This window comes from Microbacterium sp. CCNWLW41 (genome assembly GCF_037083505.1).
This window is the reverse complement of sequence record NZ_JBAOJP010000005.1, coordinates 50,897-74,061: the sequence shown is the minus strand read 5'-3', so window position 1 is coordinate 74,061 and position 23,165 is coordinate 50,897. Positions and strand designations below refer to the sequence as shown.

Annotated in this window: 25 protein-coding genes; 13 read left to right on the top strand and 12 right to left on the bottom strand. The window is 71.8% G+C overall.

Annotation, left to right across the window (positions count from 1 at the left end; genetic code table 11):
• Positions 1 to 3: 3 nt before the first annotated feature.
• A complete protein-coding gene (locus V6R91_RS18795) occupies positions 4 to 1,314 on the bottom strand; it encodes a winged helix-turn-helix domain-containing protein (RefSeq protein ID WP_336396444.1) in 1,311 nt (436 codons plus the stop codon).
• A gap of 83 nt (positions 1,315 to 1,397) precedes the next feature.
• On the opposite strand from V6R91_RS18795, the gene V6R91_RS18790 reads away from it, so the two are divergent.
• Complete coding sequence (locus V6R91_RS18790; RefSeq protein WP_336396443.1) at positions 1,398 to 2,588, top strand: AI-2E family transporter; 1,191 nt, start codon at positions 1,398 to 1,400, stop codon at positions 2,586 to 2,588.
• An 8-nt stretch (positions 2,589 to 2,596) separates the two neighbouring features.
• Positions 2,597 to 3,886, top strand: a complete 1,290-nt coding sequence (gene ilvA, locus V6R91_RS18785) for a threonine ammonia-lyase (RefSeq protein WP_442928157.1) — start codon at positions 2,597 to 2,599, stop codon at positions 3,884 to 3,886.
• A gap of 30 nt (positions 3,887 to 3,916) precedes the next feature.
• Here ilvA and greA read toward each other — a convergent pair whose 3' ends face one another.
• Positions 3,917 to 4,405 carry a transcription elongation factor GreA gene (gene greA / locus V6R91_RS18780; RefSeq protein WP_336396441.1) on the bottom strand — a complete coding sequence of 163 codons (489 nt, stop codon included), beginning with the start codon at positions 4,403 to 4,405 and terminating at the stop codon, positions 3,917 to 3,919.
• Between the two features lie 119 nt (positions 4,406 to 4,524).
• Positions 4,525 to 4,920: a DUF4307 domain-containing protein gene (locus V6R91_RS18775; protein WP_336396440.1), complete on the bottom strand. Its 396-nt coding sequence runs from the start codon at positions 4,918 to 4,920 to the stop codon at positions 4,525 to 4,527.
• 115 nt (positions 4,921 to 5,035) lie between these two features.
• Here V6R91_RS18775 and V6R91_RS18770 point away from each other — a divergent pair, with 115 nt between their 5' ends.
• Positions 5,036 to 5,365, top strand: coding sequence for a hypothetical protein (locus V6R91_RS18770; protein WP_336396439.1), 330 nt, complete (start codon positions 5,036 to 5,038; stop codon positions 5,363 to 5,365).
• 55 nt (positions 5,366 to 5,420) lie between these two features.
• Here V6R91_RS18770 and trhA read toward each other — a convergent pair whose 3' ends face one another.
• Positions 5,421 to 6,164 carry a PAQR family membrane homeostasis protein TrhA gene (trhA, locus tag V6R91_RS18765; protein WP_336396438.1) on the bottom strand — a complete coding sequence of 248 codons (744 nt, stop codon included), beginning with the start codon at positions 6,162 to 6,164 and terminating at the stop codon, positions 5,421 to 5,423.
• 110 nt (positions 6,165 to 6,274) lie between these two features.
• Between trhA and V6R91_RS18760 the strand changes: the two genes are divergently transcribed.
• From V6R91_RS18760 to V6R91_RS18745, 4 genes are all read left to right on the top strand, one after another.
• Complete coding sequence (locus tag V6R91_RS18760) at positions 6,275 to 7,060, top strand: isoprenyl transferase (RefSeq protein ID WP_336396437.1); 786 nt, start codon at positions 6,275 to 6,277, stop codon at positions 7,058 to 7,060.
• A gap of 81 nt (positions 7,061 to 7,141) precedes the next feature.
• On the top strand, positions 7,142 to 8,263 hold the full coding sequence (locus V6R91_RS18755) for an aminotransferase class V-fold PLP-dependent enzyme (protein ID WP_442928154.1): 1,122 nt from the start codon (positions 7,142 to 7,144) through the stop codon (positions 8,261 to 8,263).
• Between the two features lie 205 nt (positions 8,264 to 8,468).
• The gene (locus tag V6R91_RS18750) at positions 8,469 to 9,824 is read left to right on the top strand and encodes a PhoH family protein (protein ID WP_336396435.1); all 1,356 of its coding nucleotides are present in this window, start codon (positions 8,469 to 8,471) and stop codon (positions 9,822 to 9,824) included.
• Positions 9,825 to 10,022: 198 nt separating this feature from the next.
• Positions 10,023 to 10,763, top strand: coding sequence for a hypothetical protein (locus V6R91_RS18745; protein WP_336396434.1), 741 nt, complete (start codon positions 10,023 to 10,025; stop codon positions 10,761 to 10,763).
• A gap of 84 nt (positions 10,764 to 10,847) precedes the next feature.
• On the opposite strand, the gene V6R91_RS18740 is transcribed toward V6R91_RS18745, so the two are convergent.
• The 7 genes from V6R91_RS18740 to xseA are packed head-to-tail and all read right to left on the bottom strand — an operon-like array spanning position 10,848 to position 17,414.
• Positions 10,848 to 11,504: a response regulator transcription factor gene (locus V6R91_RS18740; RefSeq protein ID WP_336396433.1), complete on the bottom strand. Its 657-nt coding sequence runs from the start codon at positions 11,502 to 11,504 to the stop codon at positions 10,848 to 10,850.
• Positions 11,501 to 13,009, bottom strand: coding sequence for a sensor histidine kinase (locus tag V6R91_RS18735; RefSeq protein ID WP_336396432.1), 1,509 nt, complete (start codon positions 13,007 to 13,009; stop codon positions 11,501 to 11,503). Before V6R91_RS18735 ends, V6R91_RS18740 begins: the two co-directional genes overlap by 4 nt.
• A 47-nt stretch (positions 13,010 to 13,056) precedes the next feature.
• Positions 13,057 to 14,451, bottom strand: a complete 1,395-nt coding sequence (locus V6R91_RS18730; RefSeq protein ID WP_336396431.1) for a class II fumarate hydratase — start codon at positions 14,449 to 14,451, stop codon at positions 13,057 to 13,059.
• A 48-nt stretch (positions 14,452 to 14,499) separates the two neighbouring features.
• Entirely contained in the window at positions 14,500 to 15,111 is a 612-nt protein-coding gene (locus V6R91_RS18725; protein ID WP_378882122.1) for a carbonic anhydrase, read from the bottom strand.
• Positions 15,112 to 15,146: 35 nt separating this feature from the next.
• A complete protein-coding gene (locus V6R91_RS18720) occupies positions 15,147 to 15,794 on the bottom strand; it encodes a DUF4245 family protein (RefSeq protein ID WP_336396429.1) in 648 nt (215 codons plus the stop codon).
• Positions 15,794 to 16,051 carry an exodeoxyribonuclease VII small subunit gene (locus V6R91_RS18715; RefSeq protein ID WP_336396428.1) on the bottom strand — a complete coding sequence of 86 codons (258 nt, stop codon included), beginning with the start codon at positions 16,049 to 16,051 and terminating at the stop codon, positions 15,794 to 15,796. Before V6R91_RS18715 ends, V6R91_RS18720 begins: the two co-directional genes overlap by 1 nt.
• A gap of 10 nt (positions 16,052 to 16,061) precedes the next feature.
• Positions 16,062 to 17,414 carry an exodeoxyribonuclease VII large subunit gene (gene xseA / locus V6R91_RS18710; protein ID WP_336396427.1) on the bottom strand — a complete coding sequence of 451 codons (1,353 nt, stop codon included), beginning with the start codon at positions 17,412 to 17,414 and terminating at the stop codon, positions 16,062 to 16,064.
• A 153-nt stretch (positions 17,415 to 17,567) separates the two neighbouring features.
• Here xseA and V6R91_RS18705 point away from each other — a divergent pair, with 153 nt between their 5' ends.
• The 4 genes from V6R91_RS18705 to V6R91_RS18690 all read left to right on the top strand — a co-directional run bounded on the left by V6R91_RS18705 (position 17,568) and on the right by V6R91_RS18690 (position 20,485).
• A complete protein-coding gene (locus V6R91_RS18705) occupies positions 17,568 to 18,608 on the top strand; it encodes a 4-hydroxy-3-methylbut-2-enyl diphosphate reductase (RefSeq protein WP_336396763.1) in 1,041 nt (346 codons plus the stop codon).
• A complete protein-coding gene (locus tag V6R91_RS18700) occupies positions 18,605 to 19,171 on the top strand; it encodes a DUF6264 family protein (protein ID WP_336396426.1) in 567 nt (188 codons plus the stop codon). The genes V6R91_RS18705 and V6R91_RS18700 overlap by 4 nt, the downstream gene beginning before the upstream one ends.
• A gap of 131 nt (positions 19,172 to 19,302) precedes the next feature.
• Positions 19,303 to 19,893 (top strand): sigma-70 family RNA polymerase sigma factor, encoded by a 591-nt coding sequence (locus V6R91_RS18695; protein ID WP_336396425.1) that lies wholly within the window; start codon positions 19,303 to 19,305, stop codon positions 19,891 to 19,893.
• Positions 19,894 to 19,933: 40 nt separating this feature from the next.
• Complete coding sequence (locus V6R91_RS18690; protein ID WP_336396424.1) at positions 19,934 to 20,485, top strand: MOSC domain-containing protein; 552 nt, start codon at positions 19,934 to 19,936, stop codon at positions 20,483 to 20,485.
• Positions 20,486 to 20,550: 65 nt separating this feature from the next.
• On the opposite strand, the gene fbaA is transcribed toward V6R91_RS18690, so the two are convergent.
• The gene (gene fbaA / locus V6R91_RS18685; protein WP_336396423.1) at positions 20,551 to 21,582 is read right to left on the bottom strand and encodes a class II fructose-bisphosphate aldolase; all 1,032 of its coding nucleotides are present in this window, start codon (positions 21,580 to 21,582) and stop codon (positions 20,551 to 20,553) included.
• Between the two features lie 194 nt (positions 21,583 to 21,776).
• Here fbaA and glpX point away from each other — a divergent pair, with 194 nt between their 5' ends.
• The gene (glpX, locus tag V6R91_RS18680; RefSeq protein WP_336396422.1) at positions 21,777 to 22,766 is read left to right on the top strand and encodes a class II fructose-bisphosphatase; all 990 of its coding nucleotides are present in this window, start codon (positions 21,777 to 21,779) and stop codon (positions 22,764 to 22,766) included.
• Between the two features lie 177 nt (positions 22,767 to 22,943).
• The gene (locus V6R91_RS18675; protein ID WP_336396421.1) at positions 22,944 to 23,159 is read left to right on the top strand and encodes a UDP-N-acetylmuramyl pentapeptide phosphotransferase; all 216 of its coding nucleotides are present in this window, start codon (positions 22,944 to 22,946) and stop codon (positions 23,157 to 23,159) included.
• The last annotated feature ends 6 nt before the right edge of the window (positions 23,160 to 23,165 follow it).

Below are 23,165 nucleotides of genomic sequence, written 5' to 3'. Positions count from 1 at the left end.
ATGTCAGCTCGCGAGGCCGTCCCCACCCGCGGCGTCGAGGCCGTCGGGCTCGTCGGCGGCGAGCGCCACGGCCTCCCGGGAGCCGGACTCGTGACGGGTCGCCTCGGGCAGGGCGCGGGCGAGATCGTCGGTCGCGTCGCCCCAGTGCGAGATCGAGATGGTCTCGAGCCCCTGCCAGGCGGCGGCGAGCCGGAGCTCGTCGGCCAGCCGCGCCGCCGCCTCTGCCGGGCGTCCGTGCTCCCACCATGCGGACTGCACCAGGAGGCGGGAGGCCGGGCGATCGGCCTTGAGGTCGACGCGCCCGACGATGTCGTCGCCGATCAGGACGGGCAGAGAGTAGTAGCCGTAGCGGCGCTGGGGTGCGGGTGTGTAGATCTCGATGCGGTACTCGAAGTCGAAGAGGCGCTCCGCGCGGTCGCGGAACCACACCACGGGGTCGAACGGCGTCAGGATCGCCGCGGCATCGATGCGTCGCGGCACCGTCGCATCGCGGTGGAGCCAGGCGCGCGAGGGCCGTCCCGCCGTCGTCCAGCCCTCGACCGTCACGGGATGCAGCTCACCGGCGTCGGTGAGCTCGTGCAGCGCGGCGGTCACCGCCTTGCGGTCGGCGATGCGCCAGTAATCGGCGACATCGGCAGCCGTGGAGACCCCACAGGCGCGCGCGGCGCGCCGGACGAGCTCGCGGACGGCCTCGTCACGCGGCACGGGAGCCTCGAGCACCTCCCGAGGGATCACATCCTCCGCGAGGGCGTACCGGCGCTCGAAGCCCCGGCGACCGGCGATCGCGACCTCGCCGAACAGCCACAGGTACTCCAGCGCGTGCTTGACGACGTCCCAGTCCCACCACGGCCCGCGCGCGCCCTTCTTGACGTCGTGCTCGATCTGCGCCGGGCGCAGCGGGCCGCGATCGGCGAGCTCGGCGCGGACCCAGTCCACCAGGTCGCGATGCGTGTCGAACCACCCGCCGGGCTTCGAGCCGTACTTGGCCCGCAGATCCTGCATGCGGAAGTGGAACAGGCCCCAGTCGGCGGCGGGCACGAAAGCGGCGACGTGCGCCCAGTACTCCACGTAGGGGGAGCGCCGGGCAAAGAGGAGCCGGTCGAGGGCGGCGGTGTCGTAGCTGCCCACCCGCGAGAACAGCGGCATGTAGTGGGAGCGGGCGAAGACGTTCACCGAGTCGATCTGCAGCGTCGACATCCTCGCGAGCGCGAGGTTGAGCTGGCGGGTGCCGGCCGCGGCGGGGCGCGCGCGGTCGAAGCCCTGGGCGGCGAGCGAGACCCGGCGCGCCTCGGCGGCGCTCAGCGACGACTTCACGCGCGTCAGCCTAGCCAGAGCCGCCGACATCGCCCGGTCCGCTTCATCACCGGCACGGAATGCGACGCGCCTAGACTGGGCGGATGAGCGGCTCCGACGACAAGCCACGCGGCTCTCTGTTCGACGCCGTGCGCGATCGCAGCCGGATCGTCACCACCGACACGTCCGCCGCCGTCCCGCGCGGTCTGCGCATCGCGACCGCATATTCGTGGCGACTGATCGTCGTCGCCGCGGCGATCGGCGTCGCCGTGTGGCTGGTCATCCAGCTGAAGCTCCTCGTCATCCCGCTGCTGGTGGCGATCCTCGTCACCGCGCTGCTGTGGCCCGCCTTCACCTGGATGCTGCGGCACCGCGTGCCGCGTTGGCTCGCGATCGTCCTCTCGGTCCTGGGCACCCTCGCCATCGTGGCGGGGCTGCTGTGGCTGGTGGGATGGCAGGTCGTGCGGCAGTGGGGCTCGGTGCAGGAGAGCACCGTCGCGGCGATGGCCCAGTTCCGGCAGTACCTCATCGACGGGCCGCTGCACCTCAGCGCCGAGCAGATCGACGATCTGCTGACCCAGGGGTCGGCGCTGGCGCAGGAGCAGGCGGGGGTGCTGTGGTCGGGTGCCCTCGCCCTCGGCACCACCATCGGCCACGTGGCCACGGGTGGGATCCTCGCGCTGTTCATCCTGCTGACGCTGCTCGCGGATGGCGCCGGGATCTGGCGGTGGACGCTCAAGCTCTTCCCCAAGAAGGCCCGTCCCGCCGCGGACGGCGCAGGCCGGGCGGGCTGGATCACGGTGGTCAACTACGCGCGCACGCAGCTGCTGGTCGCGACCATCGACGCCGTGGGCATCGGCCTCGGCGCCGCGCTGCTCGGAGTGCCGCTCGCGATCCCCGTCGCCGTGCTGGTCTTCCTCGGCGCGTTCGTGCCCATCGTGGGTGCCGTCGTCACGGGCGCCGTCGCGGTCTTCCTCGCGCTGGTGTACAACGGGCCGTGGATCGCGCTGTGGATGCTCGTCGTCGTCCTCGGCGTCCAGCAGCTCGAGGGTCACGTCCTGCAGCCGCTGCTCATGGGCTCGGCCGTGAAGGTGCACCCGCTCGCCGTCGTGCTGGTCGTCGCCGGCGGTGCCATGATCGCCGGCATCCCGGGGGCGTTGTTCGCCGTCCCGCTCGCAGCTTTCGTCAACGTCGTCGCCGTGTATCTCGGCGAACGCGCGTGGGAGACCGGCGCCAAGCCCACCGGAGACCTCATCTGGAGCACCGTCCCCCGGCCGAGGAGAGTCCGCAAGTGACCACTGCCATGCCATCCGCCGACCACACCGAGCGCGCCGACGGGCTGCCGCCCGCCGCGGCGGCGCTGCGATCGCCGGCGCCCACCCTGAAGGACTTCGCGGATGCCGCGGCCACCCTCGAGGGGGTCATCGCCCACACGCCGCTCGACGAGTCGCAGCACCTCTCCGATGTCCTCGGCGTGCCCGTGCACCTGAAGCTCGAGAACCTGCAGCGCACCGGGTCGTTCAAGATCCGCGGCGCGACCTACCGCCTGTCGCGGCTGACCGCCGAGGAGCGCGCGCGCGGCGTCGTCGCCGCCTCGGCGGGCAACCACGCGCAGGGCGTGGCGCTGGCGGCGAAAGCGCTCGGCATCCACGCGACGATCTTCATGCCGCTCGGCGTCCCGGTGCCCAAGCTCCTGGCCACCCGCGGGTACGGCGCCGACGTGGTGCTGGAGGGCGCGACGGTCGAGACGCCGCTGCGCCTGGCCGCCGAGTTCGCGCAGCGCACCGGCGCCGTGTTCATTCACCCGTTCGACCACCCCGACGTGATCGCGGGGCAGGGCACGCTCGGGCTCGAGCTGATGGACGAGCTTCCCGACCTCGACACCGTCGTGCTCGGCATCGGCGGGGGAGGGCTGATCGCCGGCGTTGCCGCGGCCGTCAAGGCGCGAGCCGCCGCCGAAGGCCGCACCGTGCGCGTCATCGGCGTGCAGGCGGAGAACTCGGCCGCCTACCCGGCGTCGCTGGCGGCGGGGCATCCGCTCGAGGTCCCGACGTCTCCGACGATCGCCGACGGCATCGCCGTGGCGCGCCCCGGCGACCTGCCGTTCGAGATCATCCGCGAGTACGTCGACGAGATCGTGACCGTCTCGGAGGACGACATCGCCCGTGCCCTGCTGGTGCTGCTGGAGCGGGCGAAGCAGGTGGTGGAGCCCGCGGGCGCCGTCGGCGTGGCCGCGATCCTCGCGGGGAAGGTGGTGGCGCACGGCCCCACGGTGACCGTGCTGTCCGGCGGAAACATCGACCCGCTGCTGCTGCAGCGCGTCGTCGCGCACGGTCTCTCGGCATCCGGCCGCTACATGACCCTGCGGATCCCGCTGCCCGATCGGCCCGGCCAGCTCGCGCGCGTGTCGGAGCTGCTGGCGATCGCCGGGGCGAACGTCATCGAGGTGCTCCACACGCGTCACGGCCAGGGGCTGCAGATCAGCGAGGTGATCCTGCAGCTGAGCGTCGAGACGCGCGGGGAGGAGCACCGCGCGCACGTCATCTCGGTGCTGGAGGACGCCGGCTACATGCCGACCGTCGTGCACGACTGACCGGCCGGGTCCGCCGGCCGGCCCGCGGAGTCACTGCCCGTTGTAGGTCTCGACCTTGACGATCTCGACGGCGATCTCGCGACCGTTGGGCGCGGTGTACGAGGTCTTCTCGCCTTCCCTGCGGCCGAGGATCGCGGTGCCGAGGGGGGACGCCTCGCTGTAGACGTCGAGCTCGGAGCCCACGGCGATCTCGCGGTTGCCGAGGAGGAACACCTCTTCGCCGCCGGCGATGACGGCCGTCACGACGGTGCCGGGCTCGACGACGCCGCTGCTCTCGGGTGCCTCGCCGACCTTGGCCGTCTTCAGCAGCTGCTGCAGCGTGCGGATGCGCGCCTCCTGCTTGCCCTGCTCGTCCTTCGCGGCGTGATAGCCGCCGTTCTCCTTGAGGTCGCCCTCTTCGCGCGCGGCCTCGATGCGCTTGGCGATCTCCTCGCGGCCGGTCGTCGAGAGGTGCTCGAGCTCGGCCGCCAGGCGGTCGTACGCGTCCTGGGTGAGGAAGGTCACGGGTGCATCGGACACGGCTGACTCCTTCGTAGCGCCCGTCGGCGCGAAGCGCGACGGGACATAAACCGAACGCCCCGGCTCACGGGCCAGGGCGCGAATGGATGATCTCCCGTCAGACTACGACAGGTTGCCGATCAGGACAAAACCCAGCACGAGTTCACGAAACCCGTCGTCGCGGGTGCGGTGGTGGGGATCACCTCGCGGAACGCGCGGGCGGGGAGGTCGGATGCCGGCAGCTCCACGACCCGCCAGCCCACGACGCCGTGCTCCTCGTCCTGCGCCTCGAGGGCGCAGGCCACCGCCGCCCCCACGGGAGCGGAGATCTGGAACCCGAGGGTGACGGAGTGTCCGTCGGCGATCTCGAACGACGTCGTGTCGGCGTCGACGGCCGCGAGCGTCCCCTGCACCGTCGTCCAGCCGAAGAGCGCGACGGCAGCCGCCGCGAGCGCGACGCCGGCGCCGATGATCCAGCGTCGCGCCGGAGAACGCCGCCGGCCGTAGCGCTCGTCGAGCATGTCCTGCGTGGTCACGCCGCTCCTGAGGTCTCGGGGGTCGCCCTGCGAAGATTAGGCTGGGAACTCCAGGCTATGCGCTCGCGCGCATCCCCGACGACACCGCCCGCCTCGCGGGCAAGCGAGGACACCCATGCATCACGCGCTCGCCGCCCTCGTCAGCGCTGCGACGACCCCCGCGCCGACCCCGACGGCGGACGTCGACCCCGACCTCGTCACCCCCGGGGTCTGGGGATTCGTCATCACGGCGCTGGTCGCCGTGGCGGTCATCTTCCTGGTCTGGGACATGATGCGCCGCATCCGCCGCGGGCGCGTGCGCGCCGACATCCAGGAGGAGCTCGACGCGAAGGAGCAGTCGCAGCGCGCCGCCGCCGCGACGAGGACGGACGACGAGGACGCCGGCGCGGCCGGAGACGACCGCACCGGTGACGAGCCCGACGGCACCGCCCCGCCGAAGGCCTGACCCGCGCGACGGGGGAGCGATCGGATGCCGCGAGCCGCGGCATCCGTCATCGCCGTCAGGCCGGGACGCCCAGCGAGGGCGACAGCGGATCCAGGGCGATGAGCAGCGCCGCGGTCCAGTGGCACAGGAACGCCAGCACCGTGCAGACGTGGAAGATCTCGTGGAAGCCGAAGTGGCCGGGCCACGGGTTCGGCCGCTTCATGGCGTACACGACGGCGCCGACGGTGTACAGCACGCCGCCCACCGCCACGAGGATCATCATGGCGGCATTGGCCTCGAAGAGGTCCACGAGGTACATGACGGCCGCCCACCCGAGCACCAGGTAGAGCGCGACGTACAGCCATCGCGGGGCGTGGAGCCAGAAGACGCGGAACAGGATGCCCAGGAGCGCTCCGGCCCACACCAGGGTGAGCAGGAGAACGCCCTTCTCGGGCGGCAGGGCGAGCGTGGCGATCGGAGTGTAGGTGCCCGCGATCAGCAGCAGGATGTTGGCGTGGTCGATCCGCTTGAGGATCGCCTTCGTCCGGGGCTTCCAGTCGAAGCGGTGATAGAGGGCCGAGTTGCCGAACAGCAGCAGCGACGTGGCCATGAACACCGCCGAGGCCCACTTGGCGGGGGCGCCCTGTGCGACGGTGATCAGCACGATGCCGGCGACGATCGCGACGGGGAACGTGCCGGCGTGGACCCAGCCCCGCCACGTGGGCCGGATCTCGGGTGCGGCGGCATCGACGGACGCGGCGTCCATGAGCGGCAGCGACGGGACGTCAGGGGCCTCGGTGAGGCGGCGGCGACGGCTCATCCTCCCAGGGTAGACGGCGACGCATGCCGTCGACGGCACACGCCGGGACGCGGATGCCGGTACCCGGCCGCGCGCTAGGGTCGGGCCCGCCCGCGGGGTAGCGTAGGCGTGTGGCGCGCGGTTCGACGAACGAAGGCAGAGGACCTCTCTACCGCCTCTACATCAACCGCCTGCGCCGGCGGCTGGACCCCGCGTCCGTGCCGCATCACCTCGCGATGATGATCGACGGGAACCGCCGGTGGGCCAAGCAGCTCGGCTACGACTCCGCCGCGCACGGCCACCGTGCCGGTGCGGCGAAGATGAAGGAGTTCCTGCGCTGGTGCGACGACGTCGGCATCCGCGTCGTCTCGCTCTACCTGCTCTCCAACGACAATCTCCGCAAGCGCGACTCGCGCGAGCTGTCCGACCTCATCGAGATCATCGCCGAACTCGCCGACGAGCTCTCGCACGAACGCGACTGGCGGGTGAAGCACGTCGGTCGCGCCGACGCGCTCCCCGAGGACCTCGCGCGCGTGCTGGCCGATGTGGAGGCGCGCACGCGCGGCAACGCAGGCATGCACGTGAACCTCGCGGTCGGCTACGGCGGGCGGGGCGAGATCGTCGACGCGGTCCGCAGCATCATCGCCAAGCACGACCAGGAGGGCGGCTCGCTCGAGCAGCTGGCCGCGAGCCTCACCCCCGAGCAGATCGGGGAGCACCTGTACACCGGCGGCCAGCCCGACCCCGACCTCGTGATCCGCACCTCGGGGGAGCAGCGCCTGAGCGACTTCCTGCTGTGGCAGTCCGCCCATTCGGAGTTTTACTTCGTCGAGGCACTGGGGCCCGATCTGCGCGAGGTCGACTTCCTCCGCGCGATCCGTGACTTCGGCTCGCGGGACCGCCGCTACGGCGGCTGAACCGAAGCGGATCCGCGGCGCCGTTTCGCGCACAGGCGGGTGCGGGGGGCTGTGCGCCGGCGCTCTGCCAGAATGATCCGCGTGACCGACCTGGACCCCTACCTGGCGTCGTTCGACGCCGAACCCGGCTACCTGGACTGGGCGGCGTTCGGCCCGCTGTCGCCGGCGGTGCGCAGCGAGGCGCAGGGCGACACCGAGCTGCTGGGCACCGGCCGCCGCACGAGCATCCAGCTCGTCGCGGACCACGTCCGGGAGGCCCGCGAGCTGGTCGCGGAGCTCCTCGGCGCCCAGGCCGACCAGGTGGTGCTGCAGCCGTCCACCACGTACGGCCTCATGCACGCCGTCTACGGTCTGGCAGGGGGACTCCTGCTCAGCCGGGCGGAGTTCCCGAGCCTCACGGTGGCGGCGGCCCGGGCGTCCGACGCGCTGGGCTCGCTGCAGCTGCAGTGGGTCGATCCCGTCGGAGGGTTCATGTCGCCCGATGCCGTCCGGTCGGCGGTCACCGACGAGACGCGCGCCGTCGCGGTGAGCCTCGTCGACTTCCGCACCGGCTACCGCACCGACCTGACGGCGCTGCGCGAGGTGATCGGCGATCGCCTCCTCATCGTCGACGCCGTCCAGGGCTTCGGCACTATAGAGGCCGACTACGCCGCGGCCGACGTCGTGTGCGGCCACGGCTACAAGTGGCTCCGCGCCGGCCGCGGCACCGGGTTCGCCTGGTTCGGCGAGCGAGCGCTGGCGCGCATCGCGCCGGTGCTCTCCGGTTTCCGCGGCGTCGACGGCGACCTCCCGCTCGACACGGTGCCCGCGCCGTCGGCCTCAGCCCAGGCCTTCTCGGTCTCCGGCCCCGACACGCTGGCCGCCGCCCGACTCGCGACGGCGCTGCGCGAGATCGCCGATGCCGGAGTCCGCAGCATCGAGTCGGTGCTGGCGGATCGAGCCGCCGACGTCATGTTCTTCGCCGACCGCTACGGGATCCCCGTGGTCACCCCCCGCGATCCCGGGCGCCGGGCCGGCATCGTGACGCTGGAGCCGGAGCCGCGGGACGCCGCGGCGCTGGCGGCATCCCTCGCCAACCACGGCCTCACCGTGACGGCCCGCGGCGGGCGGATCCGCGTGTCGCCCCACGTCGGCACCGGCGCCGACACACTGCGGCTGTTCGGCGACGCACTGGCCGCGTTCTCGTCGGCACGCGTCTGGTGACCGCCTGCCCGGTGCGGACGCTGCGGCATCCGTTCACCGAGACGTCACGAGATTCGGGCGTGTCGGGGCGGGCCGGTGTCGCAGGGGAGTCGTAGCGTGATCGCATCGGGCAAGGAGCCCGGTCGAGTCGGCCTCACGGATCGCGACTCGTGACCCCTGGTCGACTCGTAACTGCCGGGTGAACCACCCGGGGCGGGAGTGGGTTGTGACCACACGAGCACCACACGAGCAGCGCCGTCAGGACCTCGGGCAGGTCGCCGGATCCGATCAGGATCTGCGCACCTACGTTCTGGACACCTCCGTGCTGCTGAGCGATCCTCGGGCGTTCTTCCGGTTCGCCGAACACAGCGTCGTGATCCCCGTCGTGGTGGTCACGGAGCTCGAGGGGAAGCGGCACGACCCCGAGATCGGATACTTCGCCCGGCAGGCCCTGCGCCATCTCGACGAGCTGCGCGTCGAGCACGGACGCCTCGACTTCCCGGTCCCGGTGGGCACCGGCGGCACCCTCCGCGTCGAGCTGAACAACACCGACGCCTCGGTGCTGCCGTCCGGAATGCGCCTCGGCGACAACGACAGCCGCATCCTCGCCGTCGCGATGAACCTCGCCCAGGACGGGCAGGAGGTCACCGTCGTCTCGAAGGACCTCCCGATGCGCGTCAAAGCGGCGTCGCTCGGCATCACCGCCGAGGAGTACCTCGCCGAGCAGGCGGTCGACTCCGGGTGGACGGGCATCTGCGACCTCGACGTGTCGGGCGATGACATCTCCGACCTGTACGAGAGCGAGGTGGCCGCCAGCGAAGAGGTGCGCGGTCTGCCGGTGAACACGGGACTCATCATCCACTCCGAGCGCGGGTCCGCCCTGGGCCGGGTCGTCGGTGACGGCGAGTACCGGCTGGTCCGCGGCGACCGCGAGGTCTTCGGGCTCCACGGTCGCTCGGCGGAGCAGCGCATCGCCATCGACCTTCTGCTCGACCCCGAGGTCGGCATCGTGTCGCTGGGCGGACGGGCAGGAACCGGCAAGTCCGCGATCGCGCTGTGCGCCGCCCTCGAGGCGGTGCTCGAGCGCCAGCAGCAGCGCAAGATCATCGTCTTCCGGCCGCTGTTCGCCGTCGGCGGCCAGGAGCTCGGCTACCTTCCGGGGGATCAGCAGGAGAAGATGAACCCCTGGGGTCAGGCGGTGTTCGACACCCTCGGATCCGTCGTGTCGGCCAATGTGCTCGACGAGGTCATCGAGCGCGGGCTTCTGGAGGTGCTGCCGCTGACCCACATCCGCGGGCGCTCCCTCCACGACGCGTTCGTGATCGTGGACGAGGCGCAGTCGCTCGAGCGCAACGTGCTGCTGACGGTCCTGAGCCGCATCGGGCAGAACTCGCGCGTCGTGCTCACGCACGACGTCGGGCAGCGTGACAATCTGCGCGTGGGCCGTCACGACGGCGTCGCGTCGGTCATCGAGACGCTCAAGGGGCACGCGCTCTTCGGCCACGTGACGCTCGTCCGCTCGGAGCGCTCGGCGATCGCGGCGCTGGTCACGGACCTGTTGGAGGCCGGCGAGCTCGCCTGAGCGGGCGCAAGATCGAGCCGTCGGAACACCAGGGGCGGGATGCGCATCCCGCCCCCGGTGGCCGGCCGACGGTCCGCGCCGTCATCCGCGGTGAGGATGAGAAGAGTCTCATGCCGCTCGGCGCTCCCGCGTCGGCCCGTCTGCGACGATGGAAGGCGGACATGGACGCCGCTCGCGCACGGAAGGCAGGACAACGACGTGGACGGACGCACGGGGCTCGTGATCGGCGGTCTGACCGCTGTCGCAGCGAGCGTCGCCGTGGTGACCGCCGTCGCGCTGACCAACACCGCTGCGCTGCAGGATTCCCCGGGTGCCACCGTCACGGCCGGCCGCATCCTCGTGCCCGCCGCCGCATCGCCGACCACGGCCACGCCGCCGGCACCCCGGCCCACGCCTGACACCGCACCCACGGCGGCGCCGGACGCGACCGCCCCGCCGCGGGCCGAGATCGTCGAGGCCCCGGCCCCGGTGGTCGTGGACCGCGCGGATGCCGGTCCTGCGGCGACCGTCTCGATTCCGGATGCCGCCGTCCCGGCGCCCGCGGACGACCTCGAGTCGGTCGTCGCGACCGGGAAGACCTCGGGCTCGTGGGACGCCGTCCGCGCGTGGGCGACAGCCCAGGGCTGGTCCGCCGGGCGCATCGACGCGCTGGTGGCGCGCCTGGAACGCGAGCAGACCGCAGAGAAGGGTCAGGGCCCCGACGCGCCCGCACCGGGCGACTCCGGCAGCGACCAGCAGCAGCTCGTCGGTTCGGAGGCCGAGCGACGCATGGCACCGGCTCCGCAGCCGTCGAGCGCAACCCATGACGTCGGAGAGGCTGAGGACCCCTCCCACGCACAGCGTCCCGCACACGCGGGCTCGAACGTCGGGCACGGCGGTGACGCCGATCCCGACGCGAAGAAGGGCCAGTCGCGCAATCCCCCAGACAAGCGCGACTGATGATGGCCGGATCCCCCAGTCCGGCCTTTCACAGCCCCCGGTGTCCCCCAGCACCGGGGGCTTCTTCGTGCCCGCGTGTGCGATTCACTCCCAGCGGTAGCCCGCGCCTCGGACCGTGACGATGTGGTCCGAGCCGAGCTTTCCGCGCAGGTAGCGCACGTACACGTCGACGACGTTCGAGCCCGGGTCGAAGTCCAGCCCCCACACCCGGCTGAGCAGCTGCTCGCGACTGAGCACTCGGCCCGGGTTGCGCAGGAACTGCTCGGCCAGGGCGAACTCGCGGGCCGAGAGGTCCACCTCGCGCCCTGCCACCGTGGCGCGTCGCGCCAGGATGTCCAGCGTGACGTCGCCGCGCGAGATCGACACGCCGGGCTGCGGGACGCTCTCGCGCAGGCGCGAGCGGACGCGGGCGAGGAGCTCTTCGAACGTGAACGGCTTGGGCACGTAGTCGTTCGCGCCGGCATCCAGACCGGCCACCGTGTCGCGCGTGCTCGACCGCGCGGTGAGCATGATCACGGGGACCGCCGAGCCGCGGGCGCGAAGCTCTCGCAGCACCTCGAACCCGTCCATCGTCGGCAGGCCGACATCCAGCAGCACGAGGTCGCCGTCGCCGCGGAGCGCCGCCTCAAGGCCCTCCGGGCCGTCCTCGACCACGAGCGTCTCGTACCCCGCGGATTCCAGGCCGCGACTGACGAACGCGGCGATCCGCGGCTCGTCCTCGATGATGAGGATCTTCGTCATCCCGATGCCTCCCGTTGCAGAACGACATCCCCCGCGCGCACGGGCGCCGGAAGATCGACCTCCGTCGGAGGCAGGTGGATCGTGAAGGTGGCGCCGCCCCCGCGGGTGTCGGTCACCGAGCAGTGCCCGCCGTGGCCCTTGGCGATCGCGTCGACGATCGCGAGTCCGAGCCCCGATCCTCCCACGGAGCGCTTGACGTGCGCGCGGTTGAACCGCTGGAAGATCCGCGTCCGCGAGGCTGCGGGGATGCCGGGCCCGTGATCGCGCACCCACAGGCTGGCGCCGGTGGCGTCGTGCGCGCTGCCGATCTCGATGGGGCTGCCGGCGGGCGTGTACTTCGCGGCGTTGTCGGCGAGCTGCAGCCAGGCCTGGAGCAGGCGGTCCTGATCGCCGACGGTGATGCCCTCGGCGATCGCCTCGACGCGCCAGGTGTGGCCGGGGATCACCGCCACCAGCTCACCGACGCGAGCCGTCAACGCACCGAGGTCGACCTCGGCGAGCGTGTAGGACTCGGCCTCGGCCGCCGCCAGCACGTCGATGTCCTCCACCAGGCGGGCCAGCCGATCGAGCTCGGCGATGCCGATCTCCCGCGCGGCCGCGACGTCGCCGGCGTCCGTGGGATCCATGAGCTCCAGGTGCCCGCGGACGATCGTGATCGGCGTCTTGAGCTCATGCCGCACGTCGTCCAGAAGCTGACGCTGTCCGTCCACCGAGCCCTCGAGCCGGTCGAGCATGGAGTTGACGGTGCGGGAGAGGTCGGCGATGTCGTCGTTGCCCTGGGGCTCCAGCCGCAGTGACAGGTCGCTGATCGAGATCGCGTCGGCGGTGTCACGCAGGTGGCGGATCGGCGACAGCAGGCGCCCCGTCACGAACCACCCCACGATGCCGATCGCGCCGAGCACCGCGACCGCCGCGATCACGTAGGTCGCCATGGCCGTGGTCACCGGCTGCAGCTCCGCCCCGAGGTCGACCGCGCGCACGTAGAGGCCCTGCCGGGGGTCTCCGGGCATCGAGACGGGGATCGCGATGTACCGGATCGAGCGCTCGTCGGTGACCGCCGTGCCGCGCTTCGTCTCGCCGCCGCTGGTCTCGGCGACGACGCGATCGATGAACTCCTGATCGTCCGCGATGCGGAAGCCCGAGAACGTCGACGGAACCCAGCGCGGGGCGCCGTCCAGGAGTGCCAGCGACGCCTCGTTGCGCGCCGGCACGAGCCGGGCCACGACGGCGTAGAGGTAGTCGTCGACGGTCTCGTAGTCGTCGGGGTCGAGCTGTTCCGCGGCCGCCGAGGCGCCGCCGGACGCCCCGGAGGCGCCGGAGTCCTCGGCCAGCGTGGTCAGGGCGGCCACCTGCGTCCGCAGCCGTTCGTTCACGCCGGAGATCGCCTGCTCCCGTTGCACCAGGAACGTCACGCTGCCCACGATCGCCAGGCCCACGCACGCGACCGCGAGGATCGCTGCGAGGATCCTGACGCGCGCGGGGATCGGGCGAGGCGTGCGGGCCATGCCCTGATTATCCCGCCCTGGCACGTCATCCGGCACGGGAGGCCGGCTCAGCCCGGGTGCGTCATCGACAGCAGGTCCAGCTTCTCGTCGAGCTGCTCGATGGTGAGCTCGCCGCGCTCCACGTAGCCGAGGTCGATGACCGCCTCGCGCACGGTGATCCCCTTGGCGACGGAGTGCTTGGCGATCTTCGCGGCGGCTTCGTATCCGATGAGCTTGTTCAGCGGCGTGACGATCGAGGGCGACATGCCGGCATAGGCCGCGGCGCGCTCGACATCAGCCCGGAGTCCGGAGATCGTCCGGTCGGCGAGCAGTCGCGAAGCGTTGGCGAGCAGCTCGATCGACTCGAGCACCGCGGTGCCCATGACGGGGATCGCCACGTTGAGCTCGAAGGAACCGGACGCGCCCGCCCAGGCGACGGTGGCGTCGTTGCCGATGACGCGCGCGCAGACCATGAGCGTCGCCTCGGGCACGACGGGGTTGACCTTGCCCGGCATGATCGACGAGCCGGGCTGCAGGTCGGGGATGTGCAGCTCGCCGAGGCCCGTGTTCGGCCCGGAGCCCATCCAGCGCAGGTCGTTGTTGATCTTGGTGAGCGATACGGCGATGGTGCGCAGGGCGCCGGATGCCTCGACCAGGCCGTCACGGTTGGCCTGGGCCTCGAAGTGGTCCTTGGCCTCGGTGATGGGAAGCTCGGTGTCGGCGACGATCAGTTCGATGACCCGCTGCGGGAAGCCCAGCGGGGTGTTGATGCCGGTGCCGACCGCGGTGCCGCCCAGCGGCACCTCCGCGACGCGGGGGAGGACGGCCTGCACACGCTCGATGCCGAGACGCATCTGGCGCGCGTAGCCCCCGAACTCCTGGCCCAGCGTGACGGGCGTGGCATCCATGAGGTGCGTGCGTCCCGACTTCACGACGGTCTTCCACTCCTCGGCCTTCGCCTCCAGCGCGACCGCGAGGTGGTCGAGCGCGGGGATGAGATCGTCGATGAGCTCCTGCGTCACGGCGATGTGCACGGACGTGGGGAAGACGTCGTTCGACGACTGCGAGGCGTTGACGTGGTCGTTGGGGTGCACCGTGGCCCCGAGCGACTGCGTCGCGAGGGTCGCGAGGACCTCGTTCATGTTCATGTTCGACGACGTGCCGCTGCCGGTCTGGTAGACGTCGATCGGGAACTGATCCGCGAACTCGCCGGCGATGATGCGGTCGGCGGCGCCGGCGATCGCGTCGGCGATCGCGCCGTCCAGCGTGCCCAGCTCCTTGTTCGCCTGCGCGGCGGCCTTCTTGATGCGCGCGAGGGCGACGATCTGCGCCGCCTCGAGCGGGTCGCCCGAGATCGGGAAGTTCTCGACGGCGCGCTGCGTCTGCGCAGCGTAGAGCGCGTTCTTGGGGACGCGCACCTCGCCCATGGTGTCGTGCTCGATGCGGTACTCGGTGTCGGTCACGTCGTCGTTCCTCACGTGTCGGTACTGGGGGTGGGGAGATCTGGGGGCTCAGGACGGCTGCGTGATGCCGACCATGACGTCGGGAATCGCGGTGCCCTCGGCGAGCCGGTAGTTGGCGCCGACGATCGCGAGCCTGCCCTCTGCGACGGCCTCGCTGATGAGCTCCGAGGAGTGGAGCAGGTCGGCGACGGTGTCGCGCAGGTGCTCGCGTCCGACCTCCTCGGCGTCGATGGTGTCGGGAACGACGCCGTCGACGGCCGTCTGGCGCTGCACGCGCCGCACCGCGGGGACGATCGGCGAGATGAGCCGCCAGATGTGAGGCGGCAGGGGGGCGGCATCCATGTCGATGCTGTCGATCGCGGCCCGCACGGCGCCGCACGCGTCGTGTCCGAGCACCACGATCAGCGGCACCTCGAGCACGGCGACCGCGTACTCGAGGCTGCCCACGACGGAGTCGGAGATGACCTGTCCGGCGTTGCGCACCACGAAGAGATCGCCCAGGCCCTTGTCGAAGATGATCTCGGCGGCCAGCCGGGAGTCGGAGCATCCGAACAGCGCCGCCCGGGGACGCTGGCCGTCGGCGAGCGTGTGACGGGTGTCGACGTCTTGACGCGGATGCCGGGGCTCACCGGCGACGAACCGCGCGTTGCCCCTCTCCATCTCGTGCCAGACCTTCGCGGGTGTGAGCTGGTCGGTCACTCGGCCTCCTCGCGCAGTGCGGTGATCTGATCGGTCACGGAGCGCGCCGTCTCTTCGAGCGCGTCGTCGGGGGCGGTGCCGTAGATGAGCACCGTGTCGGGTCCTGCGTCCGTGGCGATCGCGACCGAGATGTTCCCGGTGCGATCGGGGTCGAGCTCGTAGCGGTCCCACGTGATTCCGTCGATGGTGACGGTGTCCTGGGGGGCAGCGCCGGAGAGCACGCGCGCCGGCCACGACTCATCGGCATCGAAGCCCTGGGCGACGCGCAGGAATCCGCGGTCGTCGACGCCCGAGGGGGCGTAGACCACGGTGAACGCGCGCACCGAGCCGCTGCCCTCGATGCCGGCCTTGTTGACCGTCCATCCGTCCGCCAGCTCGGGCGCGATGACCACGCGATCCTCGGAGCTCGAGACGCGCTCGGCGACCGCCGCGACGTCGATGGGCTCGCGCGCGGGCGGCGTGCCCCGGGGGACGGCGAACATGATCACCACCACGACGCCCAGCGTCACCAGGAGCGCGGCGACCAGGTTGCGGACGTTCTGGCTCGAACGGTAGACCCGGGAGGACTCGGCCTTGCGCGCCGCCGTCTCGTCGGGGGTCTCCGGACGGCCGAGCTCCGCCACGATCCGCGGTTCGCGTGCCATCACGCGCCGCCGTTCTCGTCGGTGCGGCGGACGCCGGGGTCGGCCGTGGCACGGGCGGCCTCCAGCCGGCGCTTGGCGCCGAGGAGCCACTCCTCGCAGCGGGCCGCGAGGGCCTCGCCGCGCTCCCACAGAGCGAGCGAGTGCTCGAGGGTCGGTGCGCCCTGCTCGAGTTCGGCGACGACGCGGACGAGCTCGTCACGCGCCTGCTCGAACGAGAGGGTCGCGACGTCGCTGGGGGCGCCGCTCGACTCGGTCATGGCCCCCAGTCTAGTTCGGCGCGGGGACGGCCCCGGACCCCTGGGGGTCGCCGGCGGACGCCCCGCCCGGCTCGCCGCCGGCCGGGGAGGCGCCCTCGGCCACCTCGCCCTCCGAGCGGGCAGCGAACGACCCGCGTCCGACGGTGACCACGACGGGAGTCGATGCCGGAGCCTGCGTGGCATCGCGCACGATGACACCGTCGGCGAGGTGTGCGATGGCGTACCCGCGAGCGAGGGTGGAGGCGGGGGAGAGCGCGCGCAGCGTCGCACGCAGCTCGGCCGTGCGCCGCTCGTGGACCTGCACCGCCCGGTCGACCCGCTCCCGGCCGCGCGCGGCGAGCAGCTCCACCTCGTGCGCGCGCGAGGTGAGCAGCGACTCCGGCGAGCGCAGCGCGGGCCGGGAGCGCAGCTGCTCCAGCTGCGCGATGTCGTGGCCGATGCGCTGCGTCAGGCGCGTCGTCAGCCGTGCGCGCAGCTGGGCGACGAGGGCGCGCTGCTCGGCGACGTCCGGCACCACCCGTTTGGCGGCGTCGGTCGGGGTCGACGCCCTCAGGTCCGCGACGTCGTCGAGGAGGGGGTGGTCGTTCTCGTGGCCGATCGCGCTCACGACGGGGGTGGACGCGGCAGCCACGGCGCGGAGGAGGCGCTCGTCGCTGAACCCGAGGAGGGTCTGCGGATCGCCGCCGCCGCGCGCGATGATGATGACGTCGACGTCGGGTGCGGCATCCAGCGCCTTCAGCGCGGCGATCGTCTCGGGGACGCATCGGTCGCCCTGCACCGCGGCGTACTTCGTGCGGAACCGCACCTGCGGCCAACGCAGCTCGGCGTTGCGGTGGACGTCCTTCTCGGCGTCGGAGTTCTCGCCGGTGATGAGGCCGATGAGGTGCGGCAGGAAGGGCAGCGCCTTCTTGCGCGACGGGTCGAACAGCCCCTCGCCGCGCAGCTGCACGCGGAGCCGCTCGAGCCGCTCGAGCTGGTCGCCCAGTCCGACGTGGCGCATCGCCGAGACGCTGAAGCCGAAGTCGCCGTTCTTGACGAAGTAGTCGGCCTTGACGCACGTGATGACGTGGTCGCCGACCTTGAGGTCGCCGGGCAGCCGGTCCCGCGTGGACGACCAGACGCGGAACGAGATCGTCGCATCGGTGACGAGGTCCTTGAGGCGACCGAACACGTTGCCGCCGCGCTGGTTCCACGCGGTGATCTCGCCCTCGACCCACACCGAGCCCCAGGTCTGCACGAATCCGCGGATCGTGTCGTTGAGGCGGGCCACCGAGGTCGGCGCCTGCGCGGTGGAGTCCCGGGGTCGCACCGAGTCGGCCGGCGGCGGCTCGCCGGGGACGACGGCGGGCTGGAAGGAGGTCATGCGGTCCTTTCGTGCCCGGCCGTGGGTGCCCGCGGATGGGACCGCGGCGGCACGGGCTCCGCGCCGAGGCCCCGCTCAGGAGGCCGCCCGTAGAATCGTGGGGTGAGCACCAGCACCGTGGGATCGACCCGTGTGAGCCATGCCCCTGTGAGCATGCCCGTCCCGCGCATCCCGAGGCGGCGCGAACCGCTCCAGGATATCGCCGTACCCGGACAGAAGAAGGTGCTGCTGGCGTCTCCGCGCGGATACTGCGCGGGTGTCGACCGGGCGGTCATCGCCGTCGAGAAGGCGCTGGAGCGCTTCGGTGCGCCGGTGTACGTGCGCAAGCAGATCGTGCACAACATCCACGTCGTGACCGAGCTCGAGGCGAAGGGCGCGATCTTCGTCGAGGAGGTCGACGAAGTCCCCGAAGGGGCGCACGTGGTGTTCAGCGCTCACGGGGTGTCGCCCGCCGTCGTGAACGCGGCATCCGATCGGGGCCTGCGAGCGATCGACGCGACCTGCCCGCTCGTGACGAAGGTGCACCGCGAGGCGGTGCGCTTCGCACGCGACGACTTCGAGATCCTCCTCATCGGCCACGTCGGCCACGAGGAGGTAGAGGGCACCGCGGGCGAGGCGCCCGACCACGTCACGATCGTGAACTCGCCCGACGAGGCCGACACGATCGAGGTGCGCGACCCGTCGAAGGTCGTGTGGCTGTCGCAGACGACTCTCTCGGTCGACGAGACCATGGAGACGGTGCGGCGCCTGCGGGCGCGCTTCCCGCAGCTGCAGGATCCGCCGTCGGACGACATCTGCTACGCCACGCAGAACCGACAGGTCGCCATCAAGAAGGTCGCGAAGGACGCCGACCTCGTCATCGTGGTCGGATCGGCGAACTCCTCGAACAGCGTGCGGCTCGTCGAGGTCGCGTTGGAGTACGGCGCGAAGGCCGCCTACCGCGTGGACTACGCCGACGAGGTCGAGCAGGCGTGGCTCGAGGGCGTCGAGACGGTCGGCGTCACCAGCGGCGCATCCGTCCCCGACGTGCTCGTCCAGGAAGTGCTGCGCGACCTCGCGGCCGCCGGCTACGGCGAGGTCGAGGAGGTCCGGACGGCGGAGGAGGATCTGATGTTCTCCCTGCCCAAGGAGCTGCGGCAGGATGCCGCCGGCAGGCGCGACGAGCGCGCCATCGGTGGCCGGAGCCGCTCGTGACCGACCCGGCCCGTCACACCGACCCGCGGCCCCGGCCGCAGTACGGGGAGTACGCGACGGCCGAGGAGCAGCGCGCCCGCATTCAGGAGCCGGCCCCCTGGCAGCTGCCCACGACGGCGCCTGCGGTCGCCGAAGCGCCGGTTCCGAGCCCCGCGTCGCCGGCGCCTGCTGCGCCGCGGCGCCCGCGGACGGTCGACCGCATCGTCACATTCGCGCTGCTCGCCTACGGTCTCATCAGCGTCGTCTCCGCCTTCCCGGCCTACACGGACTACGGCGGGTATGCCGAGATGGTGCTCGGCCTGATGGGGGTGGACGCGCAGCTCTCCGACCCGGCCGCCGGCCGCCCGTGGGGGATCGCCGCGGCGCTCGTGCTCGCCGTCGGATGGATCCTCACACTGCTCGTCTCCCTCTGGAGCCTGCGCAAGGGCCGGCTGACCTGGTGGATCCCGCTCGTCGCCGGTGTCGTGTTCTCCTTCGCGGCGGGCGCGCTGATGATGGTGCCGATCGTCAACGACCCGGCGGTGTGGCAGGCCCTCGTCGACAGCGCCGGCGGCGCGCGCTGATCGTCCGCGACGTGCAGCCGTGCGCGCGTGGACCGCGGCCGGGTCCATACTCGGTGTGACGGACGGGCGCGGCGGCTGGTCAGGCTGACACCGCGGGCGCCGCGTCTTCCGTCTCCTGCGGGAGGTGAGGGATGCTGCACGACAGCGTGGAACGACGGCGGAGCGCCGACAGCCGCGACGCGGAGCGCCTGGCCGCGCTCTACGACGAGCAGGCGGCGCCGGTGTGGCGCTACGTCGTGCACCTCACGGGTGATCGCGCCGGCGCGGACGACATCGTGCAGGAGACGCTGCTGAGGGCGTGGCGCACGCCCAGGATCCTCGAGGAGGACCCGTCGGCGACGAGGTCGTGGATGTTCACCGTGGCCCGGCACCTCGTGGTCGACGAGGCCCGCAGCGCGCACCGGAGACGCGAGATCGGCGTCGCCGAGGTCCCGGAGCGCGTCGTGCCCGACGCCATCGACGCGCTGTTCGAGGCGATCCTGATCGGGGAGGCGCTGGCCGCGCTGACGATCGAGCACCGGTCGGTCGTGGTCCGGGCGTACTACCGCGGAATGTCGGTCGCCGAGATGGCCGGCGAGCTGGAGGTCCCCGAGGGGACGGTGAAGTCCCGCCTGCACTACGGCCTGCGCGCCCTGCGCCGGACGCTGCAGGAGAAGGGCGTGACGCCGGATCGGGCCGACGCCCTCCTCCCGCCGCCGGGCGGCGAAGACCCGCCGGGGTGAACGATGCGCTCGCCCGGCGCCGGCTGGCTACGATGAGCGGATGCCCCGCATCGTCGCCGTCTGCGCCGTCCGACAGCTCCGACCCGACGCCGGCACCAACGGCGTGACCGCGATCGACAAGGGCGCCGTGGACGGACCGGTGCGCGTCGGGCCGTACGGCGTGCGCGGCGACGTCCAGGCCAACCGGAAGCACCACGGCGGGCTCGACAAGGCGCTCTACGCCTATGCGCAGGAGGACGCCGCCTTCTGGGAGTCCGAGCTCGGCCGCAGCCTTCCGCCCGGCTGGTTCGGTGAGAACCTCCGCGTCGAAGGGCTCGACGTGAACGCCGCGCTCATCGGCGAGCGCTGGCGGATCGGCGAGCGGGTCGAGGTCGAGGTCACGATGCCGCGTACGCCCTGCCAGACCTTCGCCCGGTGGGTGGGCGGCCCGGCGGCGCGCGGGTGGGTCAGGCGGTTCTCGGCCGAGCGCCGGCTCGGCCCGTACCTGCGCGTGGTCCGCAGCGGAACGGTCCGGGCCGGTGACGAGGTGGTCGTGATCCACCGCCCGGACGGCGCGCCCGGCCTGCTGGAGCGCTACGTCGATCCCGTGTAGACGACGGATGCCGCGACGCCGCGCCCATCAGGGCGCGATGCCGCGGCATCCGCTGGAATCGTGCGTCAGGCTGCCAGGCTCTTGCCGTGCGAGCCGAGCTGCCGGGTGGCCTCCACGACGCGGGCGGCCATCGCCGACTCGGCGACCTTGCCCCACGCGCGCGGGTCGTAGGCCTTCTTGTTGCCCACCTCGCCGTCGACCTTCAGCACGCCGTCGTAGTTCGAGAACATGAATCCGGCGACCGACCGGGTGAAGGCGTACTGGGTGTCCGTGTCGATGTTCATCTTGACGACGCCGTTGGCGACGGCGAGCGCGATCTCGTCGTCGGACGAGCCGCTGCCGCCATGGAAGACGAGGTCGAGGGGCTTGGGGCCGGTGCCGAACTTCGCCGCGATGCCCTCCTGGATCTCGCCCAGGAGCTCGGGACGCAGCTTGACGTTGCCCGGCTTGTAGACGCCGTGGACGTTGCCGAACGTGAGGGCCGAGATGTACCGGCCGTTCTCGCCGAGCCCCAGCGCCTCGACCGCCTTTGTCACGTCGGCGACCGTCGTGTACAGCGCGTCGTTCGAGCCCTCGTGCTGGACGCCGTCCTCTTCGCCTCCGACGACGCCGATCTCGACCTCGAGGATGGCGTTGATGTTCTTGAGGCGGGGGAGCAGGTCCTTGGCGATCTCGATGTTCTCGTCGAGCGGCACGGCCGAGCCGTCCCACATGTGCGACTGGAAGATCGGGTTGCGCCCCGCCTTGACCTCCTCCTCGGAGGCCTCGATGAGCGGGAGCACGAAGTCGGCCAGCGCCGGCTTCGGGCAGTGGTCGGTGTGGAGTGCCACCGTGATCGGGTAGCTCTTGGCGACCTCGGTGGCGAACTTCGCGAACGCGAGCGCGCCGGCGGCGCGGGCCTTGACGGTGTGACCGGCGAAGTAGTCGGCGCCGCCGGTGGTGACCTGGATGATGCCGTCCGAGCCGGCCTCGGTCAGGCCCTGCAGGACCGCGTTGATGGACTGCGAGCTCGAGACGTTGATGGCGGGATACGCGAAGCCACCGGCCTTCGCGCGATCCAGCATGTCGGCGTACTGCTCCGGGGTGGCGACGGGCATGGGTGCTCCCTGTTGATAGTGGCGGGCGTCACCGCAAACTCTATCGAAGGGGGGTCCACGCAGTGACGGATGCGTCCGCTCCCGTAAGGCAGGGAAATCCCCGTCCCTGCGATGACGGAAAGAATCGCGATTCCTTCACCGCTGTGCCACCGAAATCAGCGGGTCCGGGGCGGGATGCTGGCTAGGCTGACCGCATGGTGAGCCTGACCGCGGATATGAGTCCCCTCCACCCTGATCGCAACCTCGCCCTGGAGCTGGTGCGTGCGACCGAGGCGGCCGCGATCCGCGCCGTGCCGTTCATCGGCCGCGGGGCGAAGGAGGCCGCCGACGGCGCCGCCGTCGATGCGATGCGCGCGTTCTTCACCACCGTCAACTTCGACGGCACCATCGTCATCGGCGAAGGCGAGAAGGACGAGGCGCCGATGCTCTACAACGGCGAGCGGGTCGGCAACGGTCGCGGCCCCCGGGCGGACGTGGCTGTGGACCCCATCGACGGGACGTCGCTGACCGCGGCCGGACGCAACAACGCGCTGTCGGTGATCGCGGTGTCCGATCACGGCACGATGCTCGACGCGTCGAGCGTCTTCTACATGGACAAGCTCGTCACCGGCCCGGCCGGCGTCGGGGTCGTCGACATCCGCCTTCCCATCGGGGAGAACATCCGCCGGCTCGCCAAGGCGCTCGGCAAGCCCGTCGACGAGCTCGTCGTCTCGGTGCTGCACCGCCCGCGCCACGAGAAGCTGATCGACGAGATCCGCGAGGCGGGCGCGGGCACGCGCCTGATGAGCGACGGCGATGTCGCCGGCGGCATCAACGCCGCGCGTCACAACGCCCGCACCGACATGTGCGTGGGCATCGGCGGCAGCCCGGAGGGCATCGTCACCGCGTGCGCCATCAAGGCCCTCGGCGGGCACATCCAGGGGCGTCTGTGGCCGCGCAGCGACGAGGAGAGGCAGCGCGGTGTCGACGCGGGCCTCAAGCTCGACGACCACGTGTACGAGGCCGACGAGCTCGTCAAGGGCAACAACACGATCTTCGTCGCGACGGGTGTGACCGACGGCGCGCTGGTGGCCGGCGTGCGCCGCGAGGGCGGGTACGTGTACACCGAGAGCGTCGTGCTGCGCGGCGCCTCGGGCACGCTTCGCCGCATCACGTCGGAGCATCTCGTCTCCAAGTGGCTCTGAGCCCCGCCCGCCGCGCGCGACGATCGACGCGCCGGCATCCATCGGCGGGAGCCGTGTGACTGCTGTGACGGATGTTGTCGTTGTGATGCGTCCGTGACCCCGTCGCGACCGATCTCTGGCACAATCGAAGTGGTGCCGACGGAGACATCACAGTGTTTCCACGCGAGGAGTGTGACGATGGCCACGCAGCAGACCGGAGAGACCTCGTCGCCCCAGACCGGCGCGCACGCGGTCGTCGCCAATGCGGTCGACCCGGCTCGCCGCCCCGATGTGCTGCTGCGCGTGCGCCGCGACGAGGGCCACGAGATCAGCGCGTGGTGGATGATCGGCGCGTTCGTCGGCGTCTCCGCCGCCGTGATCGGGCTGCTGAGCTTCGTCCCCGGCGGTCACTGACCACCA

What these genes read in the sequence shown, in the direction of transcription:
- V6R91_RS18725 (WP_378882122.1), bottom strand. Translation starts at nt 15,111, where the DNA reads ATGGAGAGGGGCAACGCGCGGTTCGTCGCCGGTGAGCCCCGGCATCCG.
- xseA (WP_336396427.1), bottom strand. Translation starts at nt 17,414, where the DNA reads ATGACCTCCTTCCAGCCCGCCGTCGTCCCCGGCGAGCCGCCGCCGGCC.
- V6R91_RS18675 (WP_336396421.1), top strand. Translation starts at nt 22,944, where the DNA reads ATGGCCACGCAGCAGACCGGAGAGACCTCGTCGCCCCAGACCGGCGCG.
- V6R91_RS18715 (WP_336396428.1), bottom strand. Translation starts at nt 16,051, where the DNA reads ATGACCGAGTCGAGCGGCGCCCCCAGCGACGTCGCGACCCTCTCGTTC.
- trhA (WP_336396438.1), bottom strand. Translation starts at nt 6,164, where the DNA reads ATGAGCCGTCGCCGCCGCCTCACCGAGGCCCCTGACGTCCCGTCGCTG.
- V6R91_RS18690 (WP_336396424.1), top strand. Translation starts at nt 19,934, where the DNA reads ATGCCCCGCATCGTCGCCGTCTGCGCCGTCCGACAGCTCCGACCCGAC.
- V6R91_RS18720 (WP_336396429.1), bottom strand. Translation starts at nt 15,794, where the DNA reads ATGGCACGCGAACCGCGGATCGTGGCGGAGCTCGGCCGTCCGGAGACC.
- V6R91_RS18790 (WP_336396443.1), top strand. Translation starts at nt 1,398, where the DNA reads ATGAGCGGCTCCGACGACAAGCCACGCGGCTCTCTGTTCGACGCCGTG.
- V6R91_RS18705 (WP_336396763.1), top strand. Translation starts at nt 17,568, where the DNA reads ATGCCCGTCCCGCGCATCCCGAGGCGGCGCGAACCGCTCCAGGATATC.
- V6R91_RS18735 (WP_336396432.1), bottom strand. Translation starts at nt 13,009, where the DNA reads ATGGCCCGCACGCCTCGCCCGATCCCCGCGCGCGTCAGGATCCTCGCA.
- fbaA (WP_336396423.1), bottom strand. Translation starts at nt 21,582, where the DNA reads ATGCCCGTCGCCACCCCGGAGCAGTACGCCGACATGCTGGATCGCGCG.
- ilvA (WP_442928157.1), top strand. Translation starts at nt 2,597, where the DNA reads ATGCCATCCGCCGACCACACCGAGCGCGCCGACGGGCTGCCGCCCGCC.
- V6R91_RS18740 (WP_336396433.1), bottom strand. Translation starts at nt 11,504, where the DNA reads ATGACGAAGATCCTCATCATCGAGGACGAGCCGCGGATCGCCGCGTTC.
- V6R91_RS18695 (WP_336396425.1), top strand. Translation starts at nt 19,303, where the DNA reads ATGCTGCACGACAGCGTGGAACGACGGCGGAGCGCCGACAGCCGCGAC.
- glpX (WP_336396422.1), top strand. Translation starts at nt 21,777, where the DNA reads ATGGTGAGCCTGACCGCGGATATGAGTCCCCTCCACCCTGATCGCAAC.
- V6R91_RS18770 (WP_336396439.1), top strand. Translation starts at nt 5,036, where the DNA reads ATGCATCACGCGCTCGCCGCCCTCGTCAGCGCTGCGACGACCCCCGCG.